Source organism: Mycobacterium sp. URHB0021 (assembly GCF_054057895.1).
Map to the genome: position 1 here is coordinate 7,053,591 of NZ_JBSRZT010000002.1, position 18,324 is coordinate 7,071,914.

An 18,324-nucleotide genomic window follows, 5' to 3' on the forward strand; every position below is an offset into this window, starting at 1 on the left:
AAGCGCGTCTCGACCGTTCAGCGGCGACGTCAGCCGGGCTGGGCGGCCGCAACCTCGTAATGCGAGACCGTGGTCTCGCGATCGACGAGGTACTCGTCATCCTCGGGGTAGAACACGGCGGCCTCGATGTCGGATCCCGCGAACCCGATGAGGGCAGCCCGTGACTCCCACCAACTGACCGTCGCGACTTCGGTTCGACCATCTCCCAGGTCTCTCGTCCACATCTGGCAGCCAAGGTGGCCCGGCGTCGCCGCATACTCACGCAAACCGGTGCCGGTGATGTAGGCGACGTAGGCGGCCGCCTGCTTGGTCCGAACCCAGCCGCGCCACATCCGAGCGATCATGACCATCTCCTCGCCGCCGCTGGGGCCGCCTTCCCCCAACGAAAGCACCCGGCTCGGTGTATGGGCCTCGGGTGTCCGGCATCCCGACGTCAGGGCACATTATTGCCGGATTGATCGGGGTCCGGGACGGTTCTACCTCAACATCACTGCGTGTCCCGCCTAGTTCTGCGAACTAGGCACCTTTGCAGTCGCGTAGGCGCTCGCCGCCTTTGCCCCGCCGCGCCATGCTCGCGGGCCTATAGGTTTGCGAAGCAGGGGTCCTGGTTGTCGTTGCTCCCTTGATTGCCCTTGTTGCCGTGCGGGATCGACGTGTCTCGGGTCGAATAATGTGCTGTCACACCGTCATCGGTGATCTGCACGCTGTCGGCATGGATATCGAGCGGATAATTCTCGGTGAGAGGCGTGGTGAACGCGTCCAGCGCCGACTGCACCATCTCGCTGGGCAGCAACAAACCCAGCCCGGTGACATCGACCACCTGCAGCGCCACTCGTCCGTCTGTCACCTGCGGCTTGGTGGTGACACTGCCCAACTTGCCCTGCAGCTTGAGGGTGCCGTCATCCGGGTTGGTCTGGACCCCGCTGACCAAGCCACGCAACAGCGGGACCGCTTCCTCCTGGATGCTCTGCTGCATGCCGTCGGCCGACCAGGTGATCATGGCGTCTAGAGCTCCCACGCTGCCCATGGCGTCGGCGTCGCCATCCAGCCGGACATCGTCGATCAGCACGTCGGCCTTCATGCCGCGGGCGTGGCCGATCCGATTGCCGGCCGTGTGGATCGAGATGTTCCTGTAGTGGCCGGTCGCGAGCTGAAGCAGCAGCGGCGTCGCGCCGAACGACACACTCGCCTTATCCTGCACCACGCATTCGGCGGCGGCGGCCACCACGCTTCGTGCGCGGTGACGCGCGTACAGCTCACCGGCGAGCAGGCCGGCGGCGACTAAGCCGACCACGGTCACCGCGACCAGGATTATCGACATCGGGTTGCGCAGACGGACGCGACTCCGTCCGGAACCCTTCGATGTCGGGGCGCCCGGCGGTGGGCCATAACCCGGCTGGCCCGGCGGCGGCGGGGGATGCTCGTCCATCCCTTTATCGTGGACCCGCTCAGCCGATAGCCACAGGTTTAACGAACCGGTGGACGACGCCGGTGGTGTTCGGTCATGAGACTTCGCGGGTTTGGCGGTCGGTGATGGTGAGGTCGAGGATGACGGGCAGGTCGGGGTTGTCCAGAGCCTGTCTGGCGTGCGCGACTGCGTCGGTCTCGATGCGCCGACGCAGGGCGGCTAGGTCTGAGCTCTGCTCGAGGGTGGCGGTGATGACAAGGTCGGGGCTGGTGGGATCGCCGATGATTCGGGCCTTGGCCGAATGCACGCCCGGGTAGGTTTCGATTTCCTCGCACACCACCTTGGTGAGTGCGCCCGGGGCAAGGGTGCTGCGTCCCGTGGAGCGGTCTCCGGTGAGCCGGATGTCGCCGGCTCGGTCGGTGGAGAACAGCAGCACGATCAGCCAGCGCAACGCAAGGGCTGCCAACAGTACGGCGGCCAGCGCCACGACGAGCCATAACCAGGCGCCCTGAATGCCAAAGTAGGCGCCGACCGGGTTGGCGAACAGGTGTCGATATTTGTTTGCCGCGCCGAAGGCTCCGAAGCCGGCCAGCGCAGTGCAGACTCCGCCGGCGATGAGCAGCAACGCGAACAGGATGAGTACGGCGCGGTTGGCGCGGTCGGCGTGCATCAGCGGCTCCGAGTCGTGACGCGCACCGACAGCCTCGGCGCGGGGGATAGTTCCAAAGTGTCCAGCCGCTGTTGAGCGGCGGCTGTTGCGGGTTCTCGCAGGGACTGGGCCGTATAGGGTTGGCGTCCCGCGGTTGTTGCTGCGACCTTGACTTTGCGGCGTTTCACCGTGACGGCGGTGTGATTGATGCCGTCGACGTCGTTGACGGCAGTGCGGATCGTGGCAGCTACCCCGCGGCGGGTGTAGGCGGCGTCGGTGAGATCGCTGGCGATGCGTAGTCGCTTGGGTTTTCCGCGGCGCAGTTCGGCGAGCAACAGAATCACGCCAAGCGCGGCGACGACGATGCCCCCGACTCGGACGCTGCCCTGCATCCAGCTGGTGCGTGCGGCCCACTCATAAACCGGGTGCCAGTCAACGAGTGCGGGGTGACCAGTCATGCGGTCGGCGATGACCTCGACGACCACGAGTAGACCTGCGGTGATGAGCGCGACGGCGAGAACGGCTCCGAGCAGCCGGTTGATCAGTCTCATCGGGGCCTCGTGTCCGGTGTTCAGTGGACCCGCGGTGGCGGGGCGAGATGGGTGGCAAGGTCGGTTACCGCGATGTTGACCTCGGCGACGTTCAGGCCGGTCAGCGCCTCGACGCGTGCCCGCACGCGGTGCCGCACGGCTTGCGTGACGGCGGGAACCGAGCGCGGCCAGCGCACACTGATCGTCAACTCAACGAGAACGACGCTGCCATCGACGTCGGCGGAGGTCTTCGGCAACTCTGTGAGGCTGGTGTCGCGGAGGCCGAGCCGGCCCGCTCCCGCCAGGGATTTCCGCAATATGCGGGGCGCGGCGGCTCCGGCGTCGGGCTCTTCGGCCGCGGCGCGAGAGGCAATTTTGGCGACCACGGAATCGTCGATGGTGATGGCGCCGAGCTCGTTACGCCCAGCCGCAGGACGTGCCGCGGCGACGTCGGTGGTCGTCATCGGTCGCGTCGGTTTCCGACGTAGCGGTTCAGGTCGATGTCGCCGTCGAGGACCTTGGCGACGACGACCCCCAACGCGCAAAACAGGGCGACGAGCAGCATCTGACCGAAGCTGCCGAAGGCCAGGGCCAATCCGAGGGCCAGCCCGATGATGATGCCGAGGGATGTTCGGGTCATGTCTTTTCTCGATTCCGTTGGGTAGGTGTCAGCGGTTTGCGATTCCGCAGCGGTAGGCGGCGGTGAAGTGGGCTGAGGACGGCACGCAGTAGACGCCGGGGCCAGCTGATGTGTGGCACGAAGACGATGCGGAGATGTGCGCTGGGAGCGGTTTGTGGGGACCCGCGGTCGAATTGCGCCAGCCCGATCACGAATTCGGTGATGTCTCCTCCCCGGTCGGGGTGGTGGGTGCGGATGAACTCTTTGCGCGCGGCGCGTCGGCGGCGGTCGTCCTCGTGCATAGTTCGTCATTGTCCTCAGCGGCCGGCGACACGACAGTTCCCTGCCGACCTGCGCCGAGCTGCCGGGAGCGTCCGGTCAGGCCCCGTTGTGTCGGCGCCGGCGGGGCGGGCTCGGCCACGTCGGCCACGAAGATGTCGATCGTGCGGCCACCGGTGAGCGGCGCCACCGCAGCCAGTACCTGCCCAGCGAGCTCGCGTATGGGGACGTCCCATTTGCCGCGGACCTGAATGCTTGCCCGGTCGGCACCGATTCGGATGCCCGGCACTCGCCGACCCGGCAGGTAGGTTGCGACGGTGCCGAGTGGGCCGCCGTCCAGATCGTCGACAGCGGGGCAAGCCCGAACCGCGGCGGCGAGGGCGTCAACGTTGACGCCCTCCACGATGGCGGTGTCGGGATTGGTCATGAAACGCGGGAGGGGATCTCTTGCTCGTGCTCGGCGTCGTCGGTGGGCAGGTAAACGTCGTTGACGTTGATGTTGACCTCCACCACCTCCAGGCCTGTCATCCGCTCGACGGTCTGCTTGACATTGCGTTGGATGCTTTTGCCCAGCTCGGCGATCTCGACGCCGTATTCCACGACGATGTCGAGGTCGATCGCGGCTTGGGTTTCGCCGACCTGGACGCTGACGCCTTGGGCGACGTGGGGGCTTCCTAACGAGCCGGGGATGGCCTCGCGGATCGCGCCGAACGTGCGCCCGGTGCTGCTGCCCATGGCATGCACACCGCTGATCTCGCGGCACGCTATGCCCGCTATCTTTTGCACCACGGACTGGGCGACGCTGATCTTGCCCTCGTCGGTTTGCAGGCGATCAGGAGTTGCGGAGCCACTGCTCGTGGCTGGAGTACTGGACTTCTCAGGCTGCGTCATCGGTGTTGAACTCCTTGTGTGGTCAGCGAAATGCTTGTTGGGATGGCGGCGCGAGTTGCCTCGGAGCGCTAGACGGACTGCCCAGGGGTTTGAACCGTCCTCCATAGGTACGACACAGCCGAAGAGAAAAGATCGCAGACAACGTTCAACTGCTCGTCGCGGCTTGCGGTTGGCCGCCGCACACCGCTTACCTCACCGCGACACTGGCTACCCTTCTGGGGTAGCCGCGGATCGACAAGGGGGCCGGACGTGGAGGCTGGTGTTGATGACGCCTACCTTGTCCGGCGCGCTCAGGAAGGCTATCTCGACGCCTACGCTGAACTGGTTGACCGGTATAGCGGGCTGGCCTACCGGGTGGCGCTGCGGGTTGTCGGCAACCATCACGACGCCGAGGATGTGGCGCAGGAAGCCCTGGTCGGCGCATGGCAGCAGCTGCCGAATTTTCGCGCGCAATCCACTTTCTCCACCTGGCTGTACCGGATCGTCACGCACCGGGCCCTCAACCGGGTGCAGCGCCAGCACCCGAGCAACTCACTTGACGTTATCGGTGATGTCGCTGACGCCTGTGCCGGTCCGGCAGTGCGGTTGGAACGCGATCTGATGAACGACGCCGTCACCGACGCGATCCAGGCCCTGCCGCCGGCACAGCGCATCACGGTTGTGTTGCATCACCTGGAGGGCCTGTCTTACGCCGAGGTTGCAGCCGCCACCGACTCCAGCGTGGCAGCTGTTCGCAGTCATCTGTTCCGGGCGAGGCGCACACTGGGTGTCGCGCTGCAACAGTGGAGGTGAGTAACCGATGTCCGGCTCGAATCACGAGGGGCGCCGAAGTTACTTCAGCGACGACTCACGCGAGCTAGCTTGTGGCGCCCTAGTCGATGAAGTGTTGGAGCAGGTCGCCGAAGGCGACGGCGAGCGGCTGAGCGATCATCAGCAACACTGCCCGCATTGCCAGGCCGCGATTACCGAATTCAACCGCATCTGGTCCCCGGTTCGTCGCCTTGCCGATGAGCCGGTGCCCGTTCCGCGTCGTTTTCGGGCCTCAGTGATGCATGAAGTCGAGAGGCTGGTTCACGACGTCGGCTACACCCTCCAACTCACTGACCAGGGGGCCATCCGGGTCGCTTCGCGTGTCATCGCGGCCATTGCCCGTGGCGTGGCGCGTCGGGTTCCTGGCGTGCGTTTCGTGCTCGGGCGCACCACGCAGTCTCATGTCGCCGACCTGATCGCCACTGCCACTGGCAGCCGCCGGCATCCCGACTCAGGGGTCGGCGTTTTGGGCCGCACCGCGGTCATCGACCTCGCCGTCGCCGTGACCTACGGCGAACAGGTCCACCACATCGCCCACGAAATCCAGCGCCGTGTCAAAGCCGAACTACAGAACAGCATCGGCCTGCAAACCATCGCCGTCAACGTGACGGTTGACGACGTGCTGCTTGCACCGGGAGAGCCCCCGGGCTAGCCGAGCCCGCCCCACGAAGCGGGCTGTTTATGCTTTCGTCCAGAAGATGCAGTGCGACTCGACCCCCATCCATGAGGATCCCGCCGCGTCTCTCCCGCGGACGGCGGCAAGGGGCCTAGCACCATGAGCCACAGAGGTGCCCGCCCTCCGTCAGTTCAGCGCAACGCCTTGGGAGCGCGGACATTCCGTTGACGTCGGCAAACGCGCGCGGTGACGATGATCCCGCCGACACAGCACGTCCCCCGCCGGAGATGTCGTCGCCGTGACCTATGTTTGAGCGTCCGGACCAACAACGCAGACAGATCGAGGAGCACCAGTGGACAACAACGCAGGGCTGTCCGCGGCCGAGCTGCTCGAGCTCAACCGCGACCTGCAAGGCTCCCGCGCCATCCGGCTGCTCGCCACCACCAACCTCAGCCTCTACGCCACGCTGATGGAACGCCACCTGGCCGACGGTGCCCTTCCCGAGACCGAGCTCGTCGTCCGCCTGGAACGCGACCTCGCCGACCTCGACGACCACCAGTCCGGGCTCGCGCTGATCAAGTCCTGGGCCACCCAGGGCTGGCTGCACCGCATCGTCGACGAACGCCACGACCAGAACGTCTGCTACCTCACCCAGGACGCCCGCCGCGCCCTGGACTTCCTGCGCGGCATGCGCCGCCAGGACACCATCGCCACCGGCGGCTCCATCACCGGCATCGCCTCCCGCCTCAAACAAGTCGCCCTACGCGTCGACCACGACCCCGCCCGCATCCGCAAACACATCGAAGCCGAAATCGCCGCCCTGCATGAAGAACTCGACCAACTCGACGCCGGCCACCGCCCGCAACCCGATGTCACCGACTGCTACGACGAGGCCCGCGCCATCGCCCTGCAGATGGAACGCCTCATCACCGACATCGGCCAGTACGGCACCATGATCGAACAGGCCACCGCCGCCCTCGACGAACCCATCGATTCCAACACCGAGTACCGCGACCGCCAACGCCAGATGTACACCGACTACCAGGCCGCCTGGGACTCGAAGGGCCGCGACTCCCACCGCGCCTTCCTGCGGATGATCAACGACCCCGACCAGCGCGCCGAGTTCGAAGCCGACGTCGCCGCCGTCGCCGAGGCCCTGCCCGCCCTCGACCCCGCCCTGCGCAAAGTCATGGCCGGCTTCTTCGAACTCGTCGGCCACCAGATCGACGAGGTCGAACGCATCCAGCAGCGCTGCGCCCAGCGCGTCAAACGCTTCACCGCGTTCGGCACCATGGAGCAGAGCCGCGGCGTCGCCCGCCAACTCAACGAGGCCATCGGCGCCGCCCGCGCCCTGCTGAAGTCCTCGTTCACCGACTCCCGCCTCGACCTCGACGTCCCGCTGGCCCGCCACGCCATCAGTTCCGTTGGCGCACTGAGCTTCAAGATCGGCGACCTGTCCAACCCCAGACCCGCCAAACCCGCCGACGGCCAGGTCGACCTGACCAGCTTCGCCGCCCTCACCACCCAGGTCGACGCCCCCGCCATGTCCGACATGCTCAACGCCGCCCTCACCACCGGGCCCGTGTCACTGCCCGACGCCGTCGCCATGCTCGACATCGCCTACCTCGGCCACGTCATCGTGCTCTGGTCCTGGGCGCTCAAACAACCCGACGCGGACCCGGCCGCCGAGTCGACCACCGTCCGGTTCCGCTCCCTGGACGGCCCCGACCGCGAAATCGCCGTTCCCCAGTTGACATTCACCGAACCCATCACCACCCTCGCCGGAGCCTCCGCATGACCACCGAAGCCGACATCGACTTCTCCTCGCTCCCCCAGGTCGACCAGACCGCCCGTCCCCCACACCAACGCAGGCCCCGCTTCGACGGCGACGTCTCCGAACTCCCCGACCGCGCCTGCTGGGCCCTGCAGCACCTGCTCACCCGCCGCTACATCAGCGCCGAAGCCGACGCCGACATCTACAGCTGGGTGCTCGAATACCGCAAGCAGCTGTCCATTCGGCTCTCCGAACTCGACCTGCTGCTGCGCATCGTCGACGGTACCGACGTCGCGTACGTCGAACAGGCCCGCTACGAATCGGCCAGGGGCATCAAGCTTCTGCGCCGCGAACCGCTGGGCACGTACGACTCGATCCTGGCGCTGCACCTGGCGCAGATGATGCGCGCCTCGGGCGGGCAGGCCGTGCTGATCAGCCGCGAGGAGATGCACGGCCTGTTCTCCGGCGTGCTCAACGACACCGACCGCGACGCCGTCACCTTCGCCGCCCGCATCGACGGCGCCATCGCCCGGCTGACCGGACTGGAGATCCTGCGCAAGTGCCGCGACGACGAGGACAGCTACACCATCAGCCCGGTGATCACCGCCATCATGACCGCGTCGGTTATCTCCGAACTCCAGCAGCAGTTCGAGCAGCTGCTCAACGGCGGCGCGCCAGCAGAGGAAGAAGTCGAGCTCGATGGCTGAACAGTTCTACCTGTCCCGGCTGCAGGTCATCAACTGGGGCGTGTTCGACGGCTACCACTCCATCCCGTTCAGCAGCGGCGGCGCGCTCATCGCCGGCGCGTCCGGTAGCGGCAAATCCTCACTGCTGGACGCGATTTCGCTGGGCTTCCTACCGTTCAACCGCCGCAACTTCAACGCCTCCGGCGACGCCACCGCCGCCGGGTCCAGCGCCGGGCGCCGCACCGTCGACAAGTACGTGCGCGGCGCCTGGGGCCAGCGCAGCGACGGCGGCACCAGCCGGGTGATGTACCTGCGCGGCGACGGCACCGCCTGGTCGGCGGTCGCCGTCACCTACGCCAGCGACTCGGGCCGCACCGTCACCGGCCTGGTGCTCAAGTGGCTGACCGGCGAATCCCGCAACGACTCGTCGAGCCGCTTCGTGGTCGGCGACGGCGACCTCGACATCGAGGACATCTGCAACCGCTGGGCGGCCGGCCGCTTCGACGCCGGCGTGTTCAAGGAAGCCTGGCGGTTCTCCACCAAGGTCGAGTCGCAGTACCTGGCGCAGCTCTACGCCACGATCGGCATCCGCGCCTCCGAGGCCGCCCAGCAGCTGCTCGGCAAGGCCAAGTCGCTGAAAAGCGTTGGCGGGCTGGAGCAGTTCGTCCGCGAATTCATGCTCGACGAACCCGACAGCCTGGCCCGGTTGCCGGAGGCGCTCAAACAGATCGACCCGCTGGTCGAGGCCCGCGAACTACTCGCTGTCGCCCAGAAGAAGCGCAAGATCCTCGGCGACATCGAACAGATCCAGCAGCGGTACGCCTCGGAGTCCAGCGATCTCGGCATCATCGACCTCGTCGACGCGCCGATGGTGCGGGCGTTCACCGACCACGTCCGACTCGCCCAGTGCCCCACCCAGATCGCCACACTGGACGGCACCATCGACCAGCTCGAGAACGAGCACGAGGACGTCACCCGATCGCTGAATCTGGCCAAGGCCGAGGCGGATTCGCTCAACGCCCAGATCAGCGGGTCCAGCGCCAACCTCGCCCCGATGCAGTCCCAGGTCACCGCCGCCGAGACCGAGGCCGAGCAGGTGACCCGTCGGCGCGCCGCCTACGAGGACCTGCTGACCGCGCAGGACGTCGAGATCCCGGAGACCGCCGACGAGTTCTGGAACCTGCGCGAGGACCTGCTCGCCCAGGCCACCGAGATGCTCGCCAAGGTCGAACGCGGTCGGGAGGCGTCCACCGACGCCGAGTACGCGCAGAAGTCTGCCCGCATCGCCCGCGACGACGCCGCCAAGGAACTCAAACGCGTCGAACACGTCGGCTCGGCGCTCCCGGAGTTCGCCCTCGCGATGCGCGATCACATCTGCGCCGCCATCGGTGCCGACGCCACCGAACTCTCCTACATCGCCGAACTGCTGGACCTCAAGCCTGACCAGACCCGCTGGCGGCTCGCGGTCGAGAAGGTGCTGCGCGGGGCGGGACTGCGGCTGCTGGTGCCCGATCAGCACTGGGACAAGGTGCTGCGGTTCGTCAACGACACCGACATGCGCGGCCGGCTGCAGCTACACCACGTTCGGGTGAAGTTCCTCGGCGCCGAACCCGTTGATCCCGAACCGAACACGTTGGCGGGCAAGCTGTTCGCCGTCGACCCCACCCATCCGTGCGCCGCCGAGGCCGTCGACGTCATCACCGCCGCCGGGAACCACGTCTGCGTCGACACCCCCGACGTGTTCGCCCGGTTCCGCCGCGCGGTCACCGACACCGGGCTGTACAAGGACTCCGACCGGCTGGCCGTCAAGGACGACCGGCGACCGGTCAAGCAGTCCGAATACCTGTACCAGGGCGACGTGTCGGCCAAGATCAACGCGCTCACCCTCGAACTGGCGTCCGCCGAGGAGGCCTACCAGAAGGCCCGCCGCACCGCCGACGACATCGCCGCGCAGCGCCAGCAGTGGCGCGACCGGGCGGCGGCGTGCAAGGCGATCTGCGAGCAGTACCCGCAGTGGAGCCAGGTCGACACCGAGACCGCCGACGGGCACGCCGACCGGCTGCGGGAGCAGTACGAGTTGCTGCTCGCCGACAACCCCGACCTTGAGGCCCTCAACGCGCGTGCCGACGAATGCTGGTCGCAGATCCAGAAATTGATGACGCGCCGCGGCGCGATCCAGACCCGCCGCGACAGTCTCGACGAGCGCCGCACCCGGCTGCTGGAGCTGCAGGAGCGGCTGTCGCCGGCGTTCGTGTCCGAACCGCTGACCGAACTGCTGCACCGCTACGCCGCGCAGCTGCCGGTCTCGCTGGAGCTGCTCGACCCCGAACCGCACCGCGACGCGTTGTTCACCGCGATCAAGAAGGAGCGCGAACAGCTGCGGGAGAGCCGGCGCCGCTCCTACGACGAATTGGCGCGCATCCTCAACACCTTCGACACCTCGTTCCCCGACGCCATTCCCAACGACAGCGACAACTTTGATGAGCGGGTGCACGACTACGTCGCGCTGTGCAGGCACATCGACGAGCGCGAACTGCCCGAGGCCTACGAGCGGATGATGCGGCTGGTCACCGAGCAGGCCCCCGACGCGATCCTGACCCTGCACCGGGTCGCCGAGCAGGAGGCGCGGCGGATCGCCGAGCAGATCGACCGCGTCAACACGGGTTTGGGTGCGGTGGAGTTCAACCGCGGCACCCGCCTGACGTTGCGCGCGACGCCGCGAAGCCTGACGGCGGTGTCGGAGCTGACCGAGATCGTGCGGTCCATTTCGCGGCGCATCGCCGAGGTCGGGCTGGGCGACAAGCAGGCGATCCTCGACCAGTACGCCGACATCCTGCGGCTGCGCAACCGGCTGGCGTCCACCGCACCCGAGGACAAGGCGTGGACCCGCGACGCGCTCGATGTACGCAACCGGTTCACCTTCGACTGCGCCGAGTGGGACATCAGCAGCGAGGAGCTGATCCGCACGCACAGCAACGCGGGCGACAACTCCGGCGGTGAGCAGGAGAAGCTGATGGCGTTCTGCCTCGCGGGTGCGCTGAGCTTCAACCTGGCCAGCCCCGAAAGTACGGACAACAGGCCGGTTTTCGCGCAGCTCATGCTCGACGAGGCGTTCTCCAAGTCGGACCCGCAGTTCGCCCAGCAGGCGCTGTCGGCGTTCCGCAAGTTCGGCTTCCAGCTGGTGATCGTCGCCACGGTGCAGAACGCCACCACCATCCAGCCCTACATCGACAGTGTGGTGATGGTGTCCAAGACCGAGGCCACCGGCCGCAACGCCCGACCGGTCGCGACGGTGGCCACCCGGACGATTTCGGAGTTCACCACGCTGCGCCAGGAGATGCGGGCCAACGCCAGGCAGAAGGTGGCCGCCGGAGTCTGACCGTATGACTGCATTTAAGTTGGGGAAAGCGCGGCGAGCAGTGGGGACCGCTGACGCAATCTCAGCGAGGATCCGGCGACTCGGCAATCGTGAATTAACGCGCCGTCGCCAACAGCAGCCAGCCGAGTTCCGCAGCCGCCGCCAAGTTCGGAGGGCGGTGGACCACTCAACGTGGATATCCCAATGTCGCGCCCGGCCTGCGATGGCACCGGCATCGTCCTGTTGGGGTCGGTCACCACCCCCGGCCAATACTCGGAGGGCGTCCAACGATTGCTCGACGCCAACCCTGGCGCATCGTACTTGCGGACAGACCAATCATGTCCATCGTTACGCCAAGCAACCGCGGACGGGAATCCGATATACGCCGTATACCGAGTGGCTGGCAGGTCCGAGACTGCGATATGTGACGCGGTGTCCGCCGCGGGCGGTTCGGCCTACGGCAAATGGCTGGACACCACCCATGCCCCTGATACAGCATCCGTTGCTAAGCGACGCGATGACCGACCAAGCTTTATACCGTGACTTCATGAACGCACCTGGGTCAGACGGGCACCGACGGGAGTTCGTCAGCCGTCGTCGGCTGCTCCAAGTTGCCGGCGGCGCGGGCCTCGCCGCCTTGGTCAGCGCATGCACAAGTCCAGTCCGACCGCAGAGTGTCACGGAACCCACCGCCGGCATGAGTCCCCGCCTCGCCGTGACCACCGGCCCAGAGTCCAGCACGATAGCGAGCCCACCAGGCGAGCTCATGACCGTGCCCGCACCAGTGTCGAGTGTTCCGTCAGGAGTCTTGTTATGCCGGGAGGCATGGGGTGCGCGTTCCCCGCGTCCAGGCGGCACGCCCCAGATCCCCAGGCGATTGACGATCCACCACACAGCGGTGTTCCTCGGCGACAACAGCAACGCTCCTGGTCGCATCCGCGCGGACCAGCGGTATCACCAGGATTCGCAAGGGTGGATCGACATCGCATACCACATTGGCGTCGACCGCAACGGAAACATCTACGAGCTGCGAAACCCCGAGCTCGTTGGAGACACCGCAACGAACTACGACCCAACCGGTCACTTCCTCGTTGTCTGCGAAGGAAATTTCGACGAAGAGGACGTGACGGAAGAACTTCTCAACGGAGTCACTCTTGCGTGCGCCTGGGCCGCTCAGCGCTTCCTCATTTCGCCCGACACGCTCGCGGGACATCGGGATTTCGCGGCGACCTCTTGCCCGGGCACAAACCTGTACGCCCACATCGCATCAGGGGAGATCAAACGTCGAACCGAGGACCTGGTCGCAAGCGGCGCCGGGAGCGTTCAGCAGGCTTGCGGGCCTGAGGCCGCAGCTAGGGTCGCCGCGATCGAGGCTGGCAACTGACGCGCTTCAGGTAACACGTTCCTGATGCAGTTGCGCCGGCAGGGCCTCTCACCCCCGGACAACGCACCGAAGCGCACCACCTCAGATCACACCGCTCCCGCAGCCACCCTCATCGCGTTGGACGAACCTGTCACAACCAGAGCACTCCATACAGCTCTCGTTCTCAGAGTGTTTCGCAGTGTCAGAGCCGAAAGTACGGACAATCGACCGGTTTTCGCGCAGCTGATGCTCGACGGTCCCTACATCGACAGCGTGGTGATGGTGTCCAAGACCGAGGCCACCGGCCGCAACGCCCGACCGGTCGCGACGGTGGCCACCCGGATAATCTCGGAATTCACCACCCTGCGCCAGCAGATGCGGGCCAGTGCCAGGCAGAAGGTGCCCGCGGGAGTGTGAGGGCGCGCCGACATGGCAAGTGGGTTCACGCGACATATACGCTCAGTGCGTGATCCCGGTTACTGCGGATCCGCTGCGGTTCAGCACCGTGGGTCTCCCAGAGGACCAGCGCATCGCATTGTGGGAAGACCACAACGCTCAAGCGCTGATCGCGGTGCGCTGCCGATCGCTGCAGGACGCCACGTTGGAGGCAACCGAAATCAACGTCGCGCTGCCGCGACTGCAGCTGGCCCGGGTGCAGGGCAACCCGCATGTCGTCAAACGCACCGGACAGACCGTCCGCCAGACCCCGTCGGACGCCGTCGCGTGCTACTTCACACTCGCCGGCGAGGCGTTTTTCTATCACGACGACGGCGTGCGCACGGTGTCGCCGGGACAGGTGATCGTCTGCGACGCCGATCGGCCGTTCATGCGCGGCTTCTCTCATGGCCTGGAGGAGCTGGCCGTCAAGGTGCCAAGGCAGGTGTTCGAGGAGCTCAGCGGGACCACCGCACCCACCGAGCCGCTGGTGCTGGACTTCGCCCGCGGCGACGTGCAGGCCAGGACGCTGGCGCGGCTCGTCGGCCGCGCGGTGCGTGCCGACAACGCGGTGCCGGTCGACGAAGCCACCGTGCTGGACCTGCTGGGCGGGTTTGTCTCCGGCAGAGCCGCCGATCTGGCCACCGCGCACCTGGCGGCGGCCAAGACCTACATCGAGGAGTGGCTCGCCGATCCCGGGCTCAGCGCCTCGCAGGTCGCGTGCGGCATCGGCATCAGCGAGCGACACCTGTCCCGGGTGTTCGCCACGGGCGGGACGAGCATGCCGCGGTACATCCTCGGCCGACGCCTCGACCGTGCTCATCGGCTGCTGACAGAAGGCCCCCAACTCGGGGCCGCCGAGGTCGCGTACCGCTGCGGCTTTTCTTCACCGGCGCGGTTCTCGCACGCGTTCAAGGAGCGCTTCGGTCTACGGGCCACCGATCTGCGCCATCGAGCGCGGGCCCGCCTGATCTCCTGAGTCGCGGCCGGCCCGCACTTGCGCGGGGCGGCCACAACTTCCGTTTCCCGCCACGTCGGCCGTGAACGCTGGTGCCGGGTGTGCCGCGGCTCACACACTGGCACCACGCCCACACCCGGCGCATCGATGAAAGGTGAAGCAGATGGCCGAATTCAACGACGGGATCGCCGAAACCCAGCCGCCGCAGGCCGCCACCGTGACCACCGATGTGCTGATCGTCGGGTCGGGTCCCGCCGGGGCGTCGGCGGCACTGTTTCTGTCCACGCTGGGCGTTGACAACATCATGGTCACCAAATACCGGTGGACGGCCAACACCCCGCGGGCACACATCACCAACCAGCGGTCGATGGAGATCTTCCGCGACATGGGCATCGACGATCAGGTGCTTGCCGACGCCACCGAGCACGCGCTCGTCGGGGACACCGTGTTCTGCACCGCGATCGCCGGGGAAGAGATCGGCCGCCTCCACACCTGGGGCACCAGACCCGACCGGGAAGGTGACTACCAACTCGCGTCACCCTGCCTCACCGTCGACATCCCGCAGACCTACCTGGAGCCGATCCTGGTGCGCAACGCGACGATGCGCGGTACCCAGGCCCGGTTCTCCACCGAATATCTGGCGCACCGGCAGGATGCCGACGGTGTCGACGTGGACGTGCTGGATCGGCTCAGCGGTCATCGCTACACCATCCGCGCCAAGTACCTGATCGGCGCCGACGGCGCCCGGTCGAAGATCGCCGCCGACATCGGACTGCCGTTCGCCGGGGACATGGACATCGCCGGATCGATGAACATCACCTTCAAGGCCGACATCGCCCGCTACGTCGACCACCGCCCGTCGGTGCTGTACTGGGTGCTGCAGCCGGGTTCCAACGTCGGCGGGATCGGGGCCGGCCTGGTGCGCATGGTGCGGCCGTGGGATGAATGGATCATCGTGTGGGGATATGACATCAACGACGAACCGCCCGTCGTCGACGAGGCGGCGGCAACCCAGATCGTCCGTAACCTGCTGGGCGTGCCCGATCTGGACGTGGAGATCACCGGAGCGTCGTTGTGGGGCAACAACGAGATGTATGCCACGCATCTGCAAAGTGGCCGGGTCTTCTGCGCCGGTGACGCCATCCACCGCCACCCGCCGAGCAACGGGCTGGGCTCCAACACCTCGGTGCAGGACTCCTACAACCTGGCCTGGAAGATCGCCGCGGTGCTGAACGGCCAGGCCGCGCCGGCGCTGTTGGACACGTATTCGGCCGAACGCGCCCCGGTGGCCGAACGAATCGTCAAGCGGGCCAATAAGTCCAGTCGTGAGTTCGCGGAGTTGTTCGAGGCGCTGGGCGTGCTCGACGCGACCACCGAGGCGGAGATGGCGGCCGCGATCGAGGAACGCAAGGCCAACACCCCGCAGGGTGCGGCCAAGCGTGCGGCTCTGGTGTCGGCGATGGATCTGAAGAACTACGAATTCAACGCTCACGGGGTGGAACTCGGCCAGTTCTACGAGTCGGCGGCGGTGCTGTCCGACGGCAGTACGCCGCCGGCGCCGACCCGTGACCCTGACCTCTACTACGAAATGTCAACGGCGCCAGGCGCGCATCTACCGCACGCCTGGGTCGGGGACAACACGCGGCGACTCGCGATGATGGACCTGACGCCGTACGGGCAATGGACCTTGATCACCGGTATCGCCGGGGACGCGTGGGCCAGTGCCGGCGACAAGATCGGCCACGAACTCGGCATCCCGCTGCAGACCGTCGTGATCGGTCCGGGCCGCGAGGTCACCGACCTCTACTACGACTGGGCCAAATTGCGCGAAGTCGAGGAGAGCGGGGTGCTGCTGGTCCGACCGGACAAGCACATCGCCTGGCGCACAATGTCGTTGCCGCAGGACCCCGAGGACGCGTTACGCACCGCACTCACGAGTATCCTGGGGCAGAAATGACGGGCCTGCGATTCGATCACCAAACCCTGCCCCAGCGTGTGCGATTCGCCTCGTCCGCGGCCGCGGAGAATCTGAGGGATGCGCTCACCGAGCTGGGTGCACACCGATTCATGGTGATCGGCTCGCGCGGCCAGCGTCCCGCCGCGGAACTGATCCTCGCCGGCATGCCCGTCGCACACTGGTGCGAGGATGTCGTCATGCATGTCCCGGTCGACGTGGCGCAGCGAGCCCGCGACGCGGCCGCGGACCACGACGTCGACGCCCTGATCAGCATCGGCGGCGGCTCGGCCACCGGCCTGGCGAAGGCGGTCGCGCTGACCACCGGACTGCCGATCGTCGCGGTCCCGACGACGTATGCCGGCTCCGAGGTCACACCGGTGTGGGGGATGACGGAGGCGGGCCGCAAGACAACGGGCACCGACCCCCGGGTGCTGCCCAAAACCATCGTGTACGACGCCACGCTGACGCAGCGGCTGCCCGTCGACCTGAGTGTCGCGTCGGGACTCAACGCGCTGGCCCATTCCGTGGACGCGTTGTGGGCGCCGGCGGTGGATCCGGTGAACGCGGTGCTGGCCGGCGAGGCGATCCGGGCGCTGCGGGTCGGCCTGTCCGCGGTGGTCGACGAGCCGACCGGCCTGGAGGGCCGCGAGCACACCTTGTACGGCGCGTACCTTTCGGCGGTCGCGTTCGCGTCGGCGGGCTCGGGCCTGCATCACAAGATCTGCCATGTGCTGGGCGGCATGTTCAATCTGCCCCATGCGCCGACGCATGCCGTGGTGCTACCGCACGTGCTGGCGTTCAACGCGCCAAATGCGCCTGCGGCCGAACGGCGCATCGCCGCGGCGTTCGACGCACCGAACGCGCTCGACGGATTGATCGCACTGCGCGACGCGCTCGATGCGCCACGCGCACTTCGTGACATCGGCATGCCGGCAGACGGCATCACACCCGCCGCGGATGCCATTGTTGCGGCGGCACCCGCAGGCAACCCGACACCTGTCACCACCGACACCATCTCCGAACTTCTGCGCGCCGCATGGGCGGGAAAGGAACCACGATGACAACCACCGAGACGAACGAGGTGTCCGCCGAGCAGTCCGCGCGCGAGGCCGCGTTGACCGAGCGGGTGCTTCGCTCTTTCGACGCCTGCGCGCAGCCGCGGCTGCAGGAAGTGATGCATGCGCTTGTACGGCATGTCCACGAGTTCCTGCGGGAGGTGCGGTTGACCGAGCAGGAGTGGGCGGCCGGTATCGCGTTTCTGACCGACGCCGGACACATCACCGACGACACGCGGCAGGAGTTCATCCTGCTCTCCGATGTGCTCGGCGCGTCGATGCAGACCATCACGATCAACAATGCCGCCCATGGCGACGCCACCGAAGCGACCGTCTTCGGTCCGTTCTTCGTCGAGGACAGCCCCCGAATTGACATCGGCGGCGATATCAGCTTCGGCGCCGCCGGCGAGCCCTGCTGGGTGGAGGGCACCGTCATCGACGTCGACGCCAATCCGCTGCCGGGCGCCCGGATCGACGTCTGGGAGGCCGACGAAGACGGCTTCTACGACGTGCAGTACGACGACAAAAGGACCGGGGGCCGAGCACATCTGTTCGCCGGCGACGACGGTCGGTATGCGTTCTGGGGACTGACTCCCACGCCATACCCGATCCCACACGACGGCCCGGTGGGCCGGATGCTGGCGGCGACGGGGCGCTCACCGATGCGCGCATCGCATCTGCACTTCATGGTCACCGCACCCGGATATCGCAGGTTGGTGACGCACATCTTCGTGCGCGGCGACGAAATGCTGGATTCCGACACTGTGTTCGGGGTAAAGGACTCCCTGGTCAAGGACTTCGTCGCGCAGCCGCCGGGTACCCCGGCACCGAATGGACGCGATCTGTCCGGTTCGGGATGGTCAAGGGTGCGGTTCGACATCGTGTTGGCGCCGCCGAGCGCTTGAGATAGCGGGTGCGTGCCACCCCGCCTGGGCA

At 66.9% G+C, this 18,324-nt stretch carries 18 protein-coding genes and 1 pseudogene; 11 read left to right on the forward strand and 8 right to left on the reverse strand.

Features of this window, described 5'->3' with window-relative positions; translation table 11 throughout:
• Positions 1 to 29 precede the first annotated feature (29 nt).
• The 8 genes from ACVWWN_RS36685 to ACVWWN_RS36720 all read right to left on the reverse strand — a co-directional run bounded on the left by ACVWWN_RS36685 (position 30) and on the right by ACVWWN_RS36720 (position 4,376).
• The gene (locus ACVWWN_RS36685) at positions 30 to 392 is read right to left on the reverse strand and encodes an antibiotic biosynthesis monooxygenase family protein (RefSeq protein WP_457148232.1); all 363 of its coding nucleotides are present in this window, start codon (positions 390 to 392) and stop codon (positions 30 to 32) included.
• A 188-nt stretch (positions 393 to 580) separates the two neighbouring features.
• Positions 581 to 1,429, reverse strand: a complete 849-nt coding sequence (locus tag ACVWWN_RS36690; RefSeq protein ID WP_457148233.1) for an LmeA family phospholipid-binding protein — start codon at positions 1,427 to 1,429, stop codon at positions 581 to 583.
• A gap of 73 nt (positions 1,430 to 1,502) precedes the next feature.
• The gene (gene amaP, locus ACVWWN_RS36695) at positions 1,503 to 2,078 is read right to left on the reverse strand and encodes an alkaline shock response membrane anchor protein AmaP (protein ID WP_457148234.1); all 576 of its coding nucleotides are present in this window, start codon (positions 2,076 to 2,078) and stop codon (positions 1,503 to 1,505) included.
• Positions 2,078 to 2,608, reverse strand: coding sequence for a DUF6286 domain-containing protein (locus ACVWWN_RS36700; protein ID WP_457148235.1), 531 nt, complete (start codon positions 2,606 to 2,608; stop codon positions 2,078 to 2,080). The genes amaP and ACVWWN_RS36700 overlap by 1 nt, the downstream gene beginning before the upstream one ends.
• A 20-nt stretch (positions 2,609 to 2,628) precedes the next feature.
• Complete coding sequence (locus ACVWWN_RS36705) at positions 2,629 to 3,051, reverse strand: Asp23/Gls24 family envelope stress response protein (RefSeq protein ID WP_457148236.1); 423 nt, start codon at positions 3,049 to 3,051, stop codon at positions 2,629 to 2,631.
• Positions 3,048 to 3,227, reverse strand: a complete 180-nt coding sequence (locus ACVWWN_RS36710; protein WP_457148237.1) for a hypothetical protein — start codon at positions 3,225 to 3,227, stop codon at positions 3,048 to 3,050. Before ACVWWN_RS36710 ends, ACVWWN_RS36705 begins: the two co-directional genes overlap by 4 nt.
• Before the next feature lie 187 nt (positions 3,228 to 3,414).
• The gene (locus tag ACVWWN_RS36715) at positions 3,415 to 3,912 is read right to left on the reverse strand and encodes a hypothetical protein (RefSeq protein WP_457148238.1); all 498 of its coding nucleotides are present in this window, start codon (positions 3,910 to 3,912) and stop codon (positions 3,415 to 3,417) included.
• Positions 3,909 to 4,376 carry an Asp23/Gls24 family envelope stress response protein gene (locus tag ACVWWN_RS36720; protein WP_457148239.1) on the reverse strand — a complete coding sequence of 156 codons (468 nt, stop codon included), beginning with the start codon at positions 4,374 to 4,376 and terminating at the stop codon, positions 3,909 to 3,911. Before ACVWWN_RS36720 ends, ACVWWN_RS36715 begins: the two co-directional genes overlap by 4 nt.
• Before the next feature lie 249 nt (positions 4,377 to 4,625).
• Here ACVWWN_RS36720 and ACVWWN_RS36725 point away from each other — a divergent pair, with 249 nt between their 5' ends.
• From ACVWWN_RS36725 to ACVWWN_RS36775, 11 genes and pseudogenes are all read left to right on the forward strand, one after another.
• Positions 4,626 to 5,168, forward strand: a complete 543-nt coding sequence (locus ACVWWN_RS36725; protein WP_457148240.1) for an RNA polymerase sigma factor — start codon at positions 4,626 to 4,628, stop codon at positions 5,166 to 5,168.
• A gap of 94 nt (positions 5,169 to 5,262) precedes the next feature.
• On the forward strand, positions 5,263 to 5,838 hold the full coding sequence (locus tag ACVWWN_RS36730) for an Asp23/Gls24 family envelope stress response protein (protein ID WP_457148241.1): 576 nt from the start codon (positions 5,263 to 5,265) through the stop codon (positions 5,836 to 5,838).
• A gap of 316 nt (positions 5,839 to 6,154) precedes the next feature.
• Positions 6,155 to 7,600 (forward strand): DUF3375 domain-containing protein, encoded by a 1,446-nt coding sequence (locus ACVWWN_RS36735; RefSeq protein WP_457148242.1) that lies wholly within the window; start codon positions 6,155 to 6,157, stop codon positions 7,598 to 7,600.
• Positions 7,597 to 8,283, forward strand: coding sequence for a DUF4194 domain-containing protein (locus tag ACVWWN_RS36740; protein WP_457148243.1), 687 nt, complete (start codon positions 7,597 to 7,599; stop codon positions 8,281 to 8,283). Before ACVWWN_RS36735 ends, ACVWWN_RS36740 begins: the two co-directional genes overlap by 4 nt.
• The gene (locus ACVWWN_RS36745) at positions 8,276 to 11,641 is read left to right on the forward strand and encodes an ATP-binding protein (protein WP_457148244.1); all 3,366 of its coding nucleotides are present in this window, start codon (positions 8,276 to 8,278) and stop codon (positions 11,639 to 11,641) included. Before ACVWWN_RS36740 ends, ACVWWN_RS36745 begins: the two co-directional genes overlap by 8 nt.
• Before the next feature lie 856 nt (positions 11,642 to 12,497).
• Positions 12,498 to 13,004, forward strand: coding sequence for a peptidoglycan recognition protein family protein (locus tag ACVWWN_RS36750; protein WP_457148245.1), 507 nt, complete (start codon positions 12,498 to 12,500; stop codon positions 13,002 to 13,004).
• A 171-nt stretch (positions 13,005 to 13,175) separates the two neighbouring features.
• Positions 13,176 to 13,400: pseudogene (locus ACVWWN_RS36755) on the forward strand (hypothetical protein); the annotation flags it as partial.
• Between the two features lie 49 nt (positions 13,401 to 13,449).
• Positions 13,450 to 14,397 (forward strand): helix-turn-helix domain-containing protein, encoded by a 948-nt coding sequence (locus tag ACVWWN_RS36760; RefSeq protein WP_457148246.1) that lies wholly within the window; start codon positions 13,450 to 13,452, stop codon positions 14,395 to 14,397.
• A gap of 142 nt (positions 14,398 to 14,539) precedes the next feature.
• Positions 14,540 to 16,333 (forward strand): FAD-dependent oxidoreductase, encoded by a 1,794-nt coding sequence (locus ACVWWN_RS36765; protein ID WP_457148247.1) that lies wholly within the window; start codon positions 14,540 to 14,542, stop codon positions 16,331 to 16,333.
• On the forward strand, positions 16,330 to 17,394 hold the full coding sequence (locus tag ACVWWN_RS36770; RefSeq protein ID WP_457148248.1) for a maleylacetate reductase: 1,065 nt from the start codon (positions 16,330 to 16,332) through the stop codon (positions 17,392 to 17,394). Before ACVWWN_RS36765 ends, ACVWWN_RS36770 begins: the two co-directional genes overlap by 4 nt.
• Positions 17,391 to 18,293, forward strand: a complete 903-nt coding sequence (locus tag ACVWWN_RS36775) for an intradiol ring-cleavage dioxygenase (RefSeq protein WP_457148249.1) — start codon at positions 17,391 to 17,393, stop codon at positions 18,291 to 18,293. Before ACVWWN_RS36770 ends, ACVWWN_RS36775 begins: the two co-directional genes overlap by 4 nt.
• Positions 18,294 to 18,324: the final 31 nt, after the last annotated feature.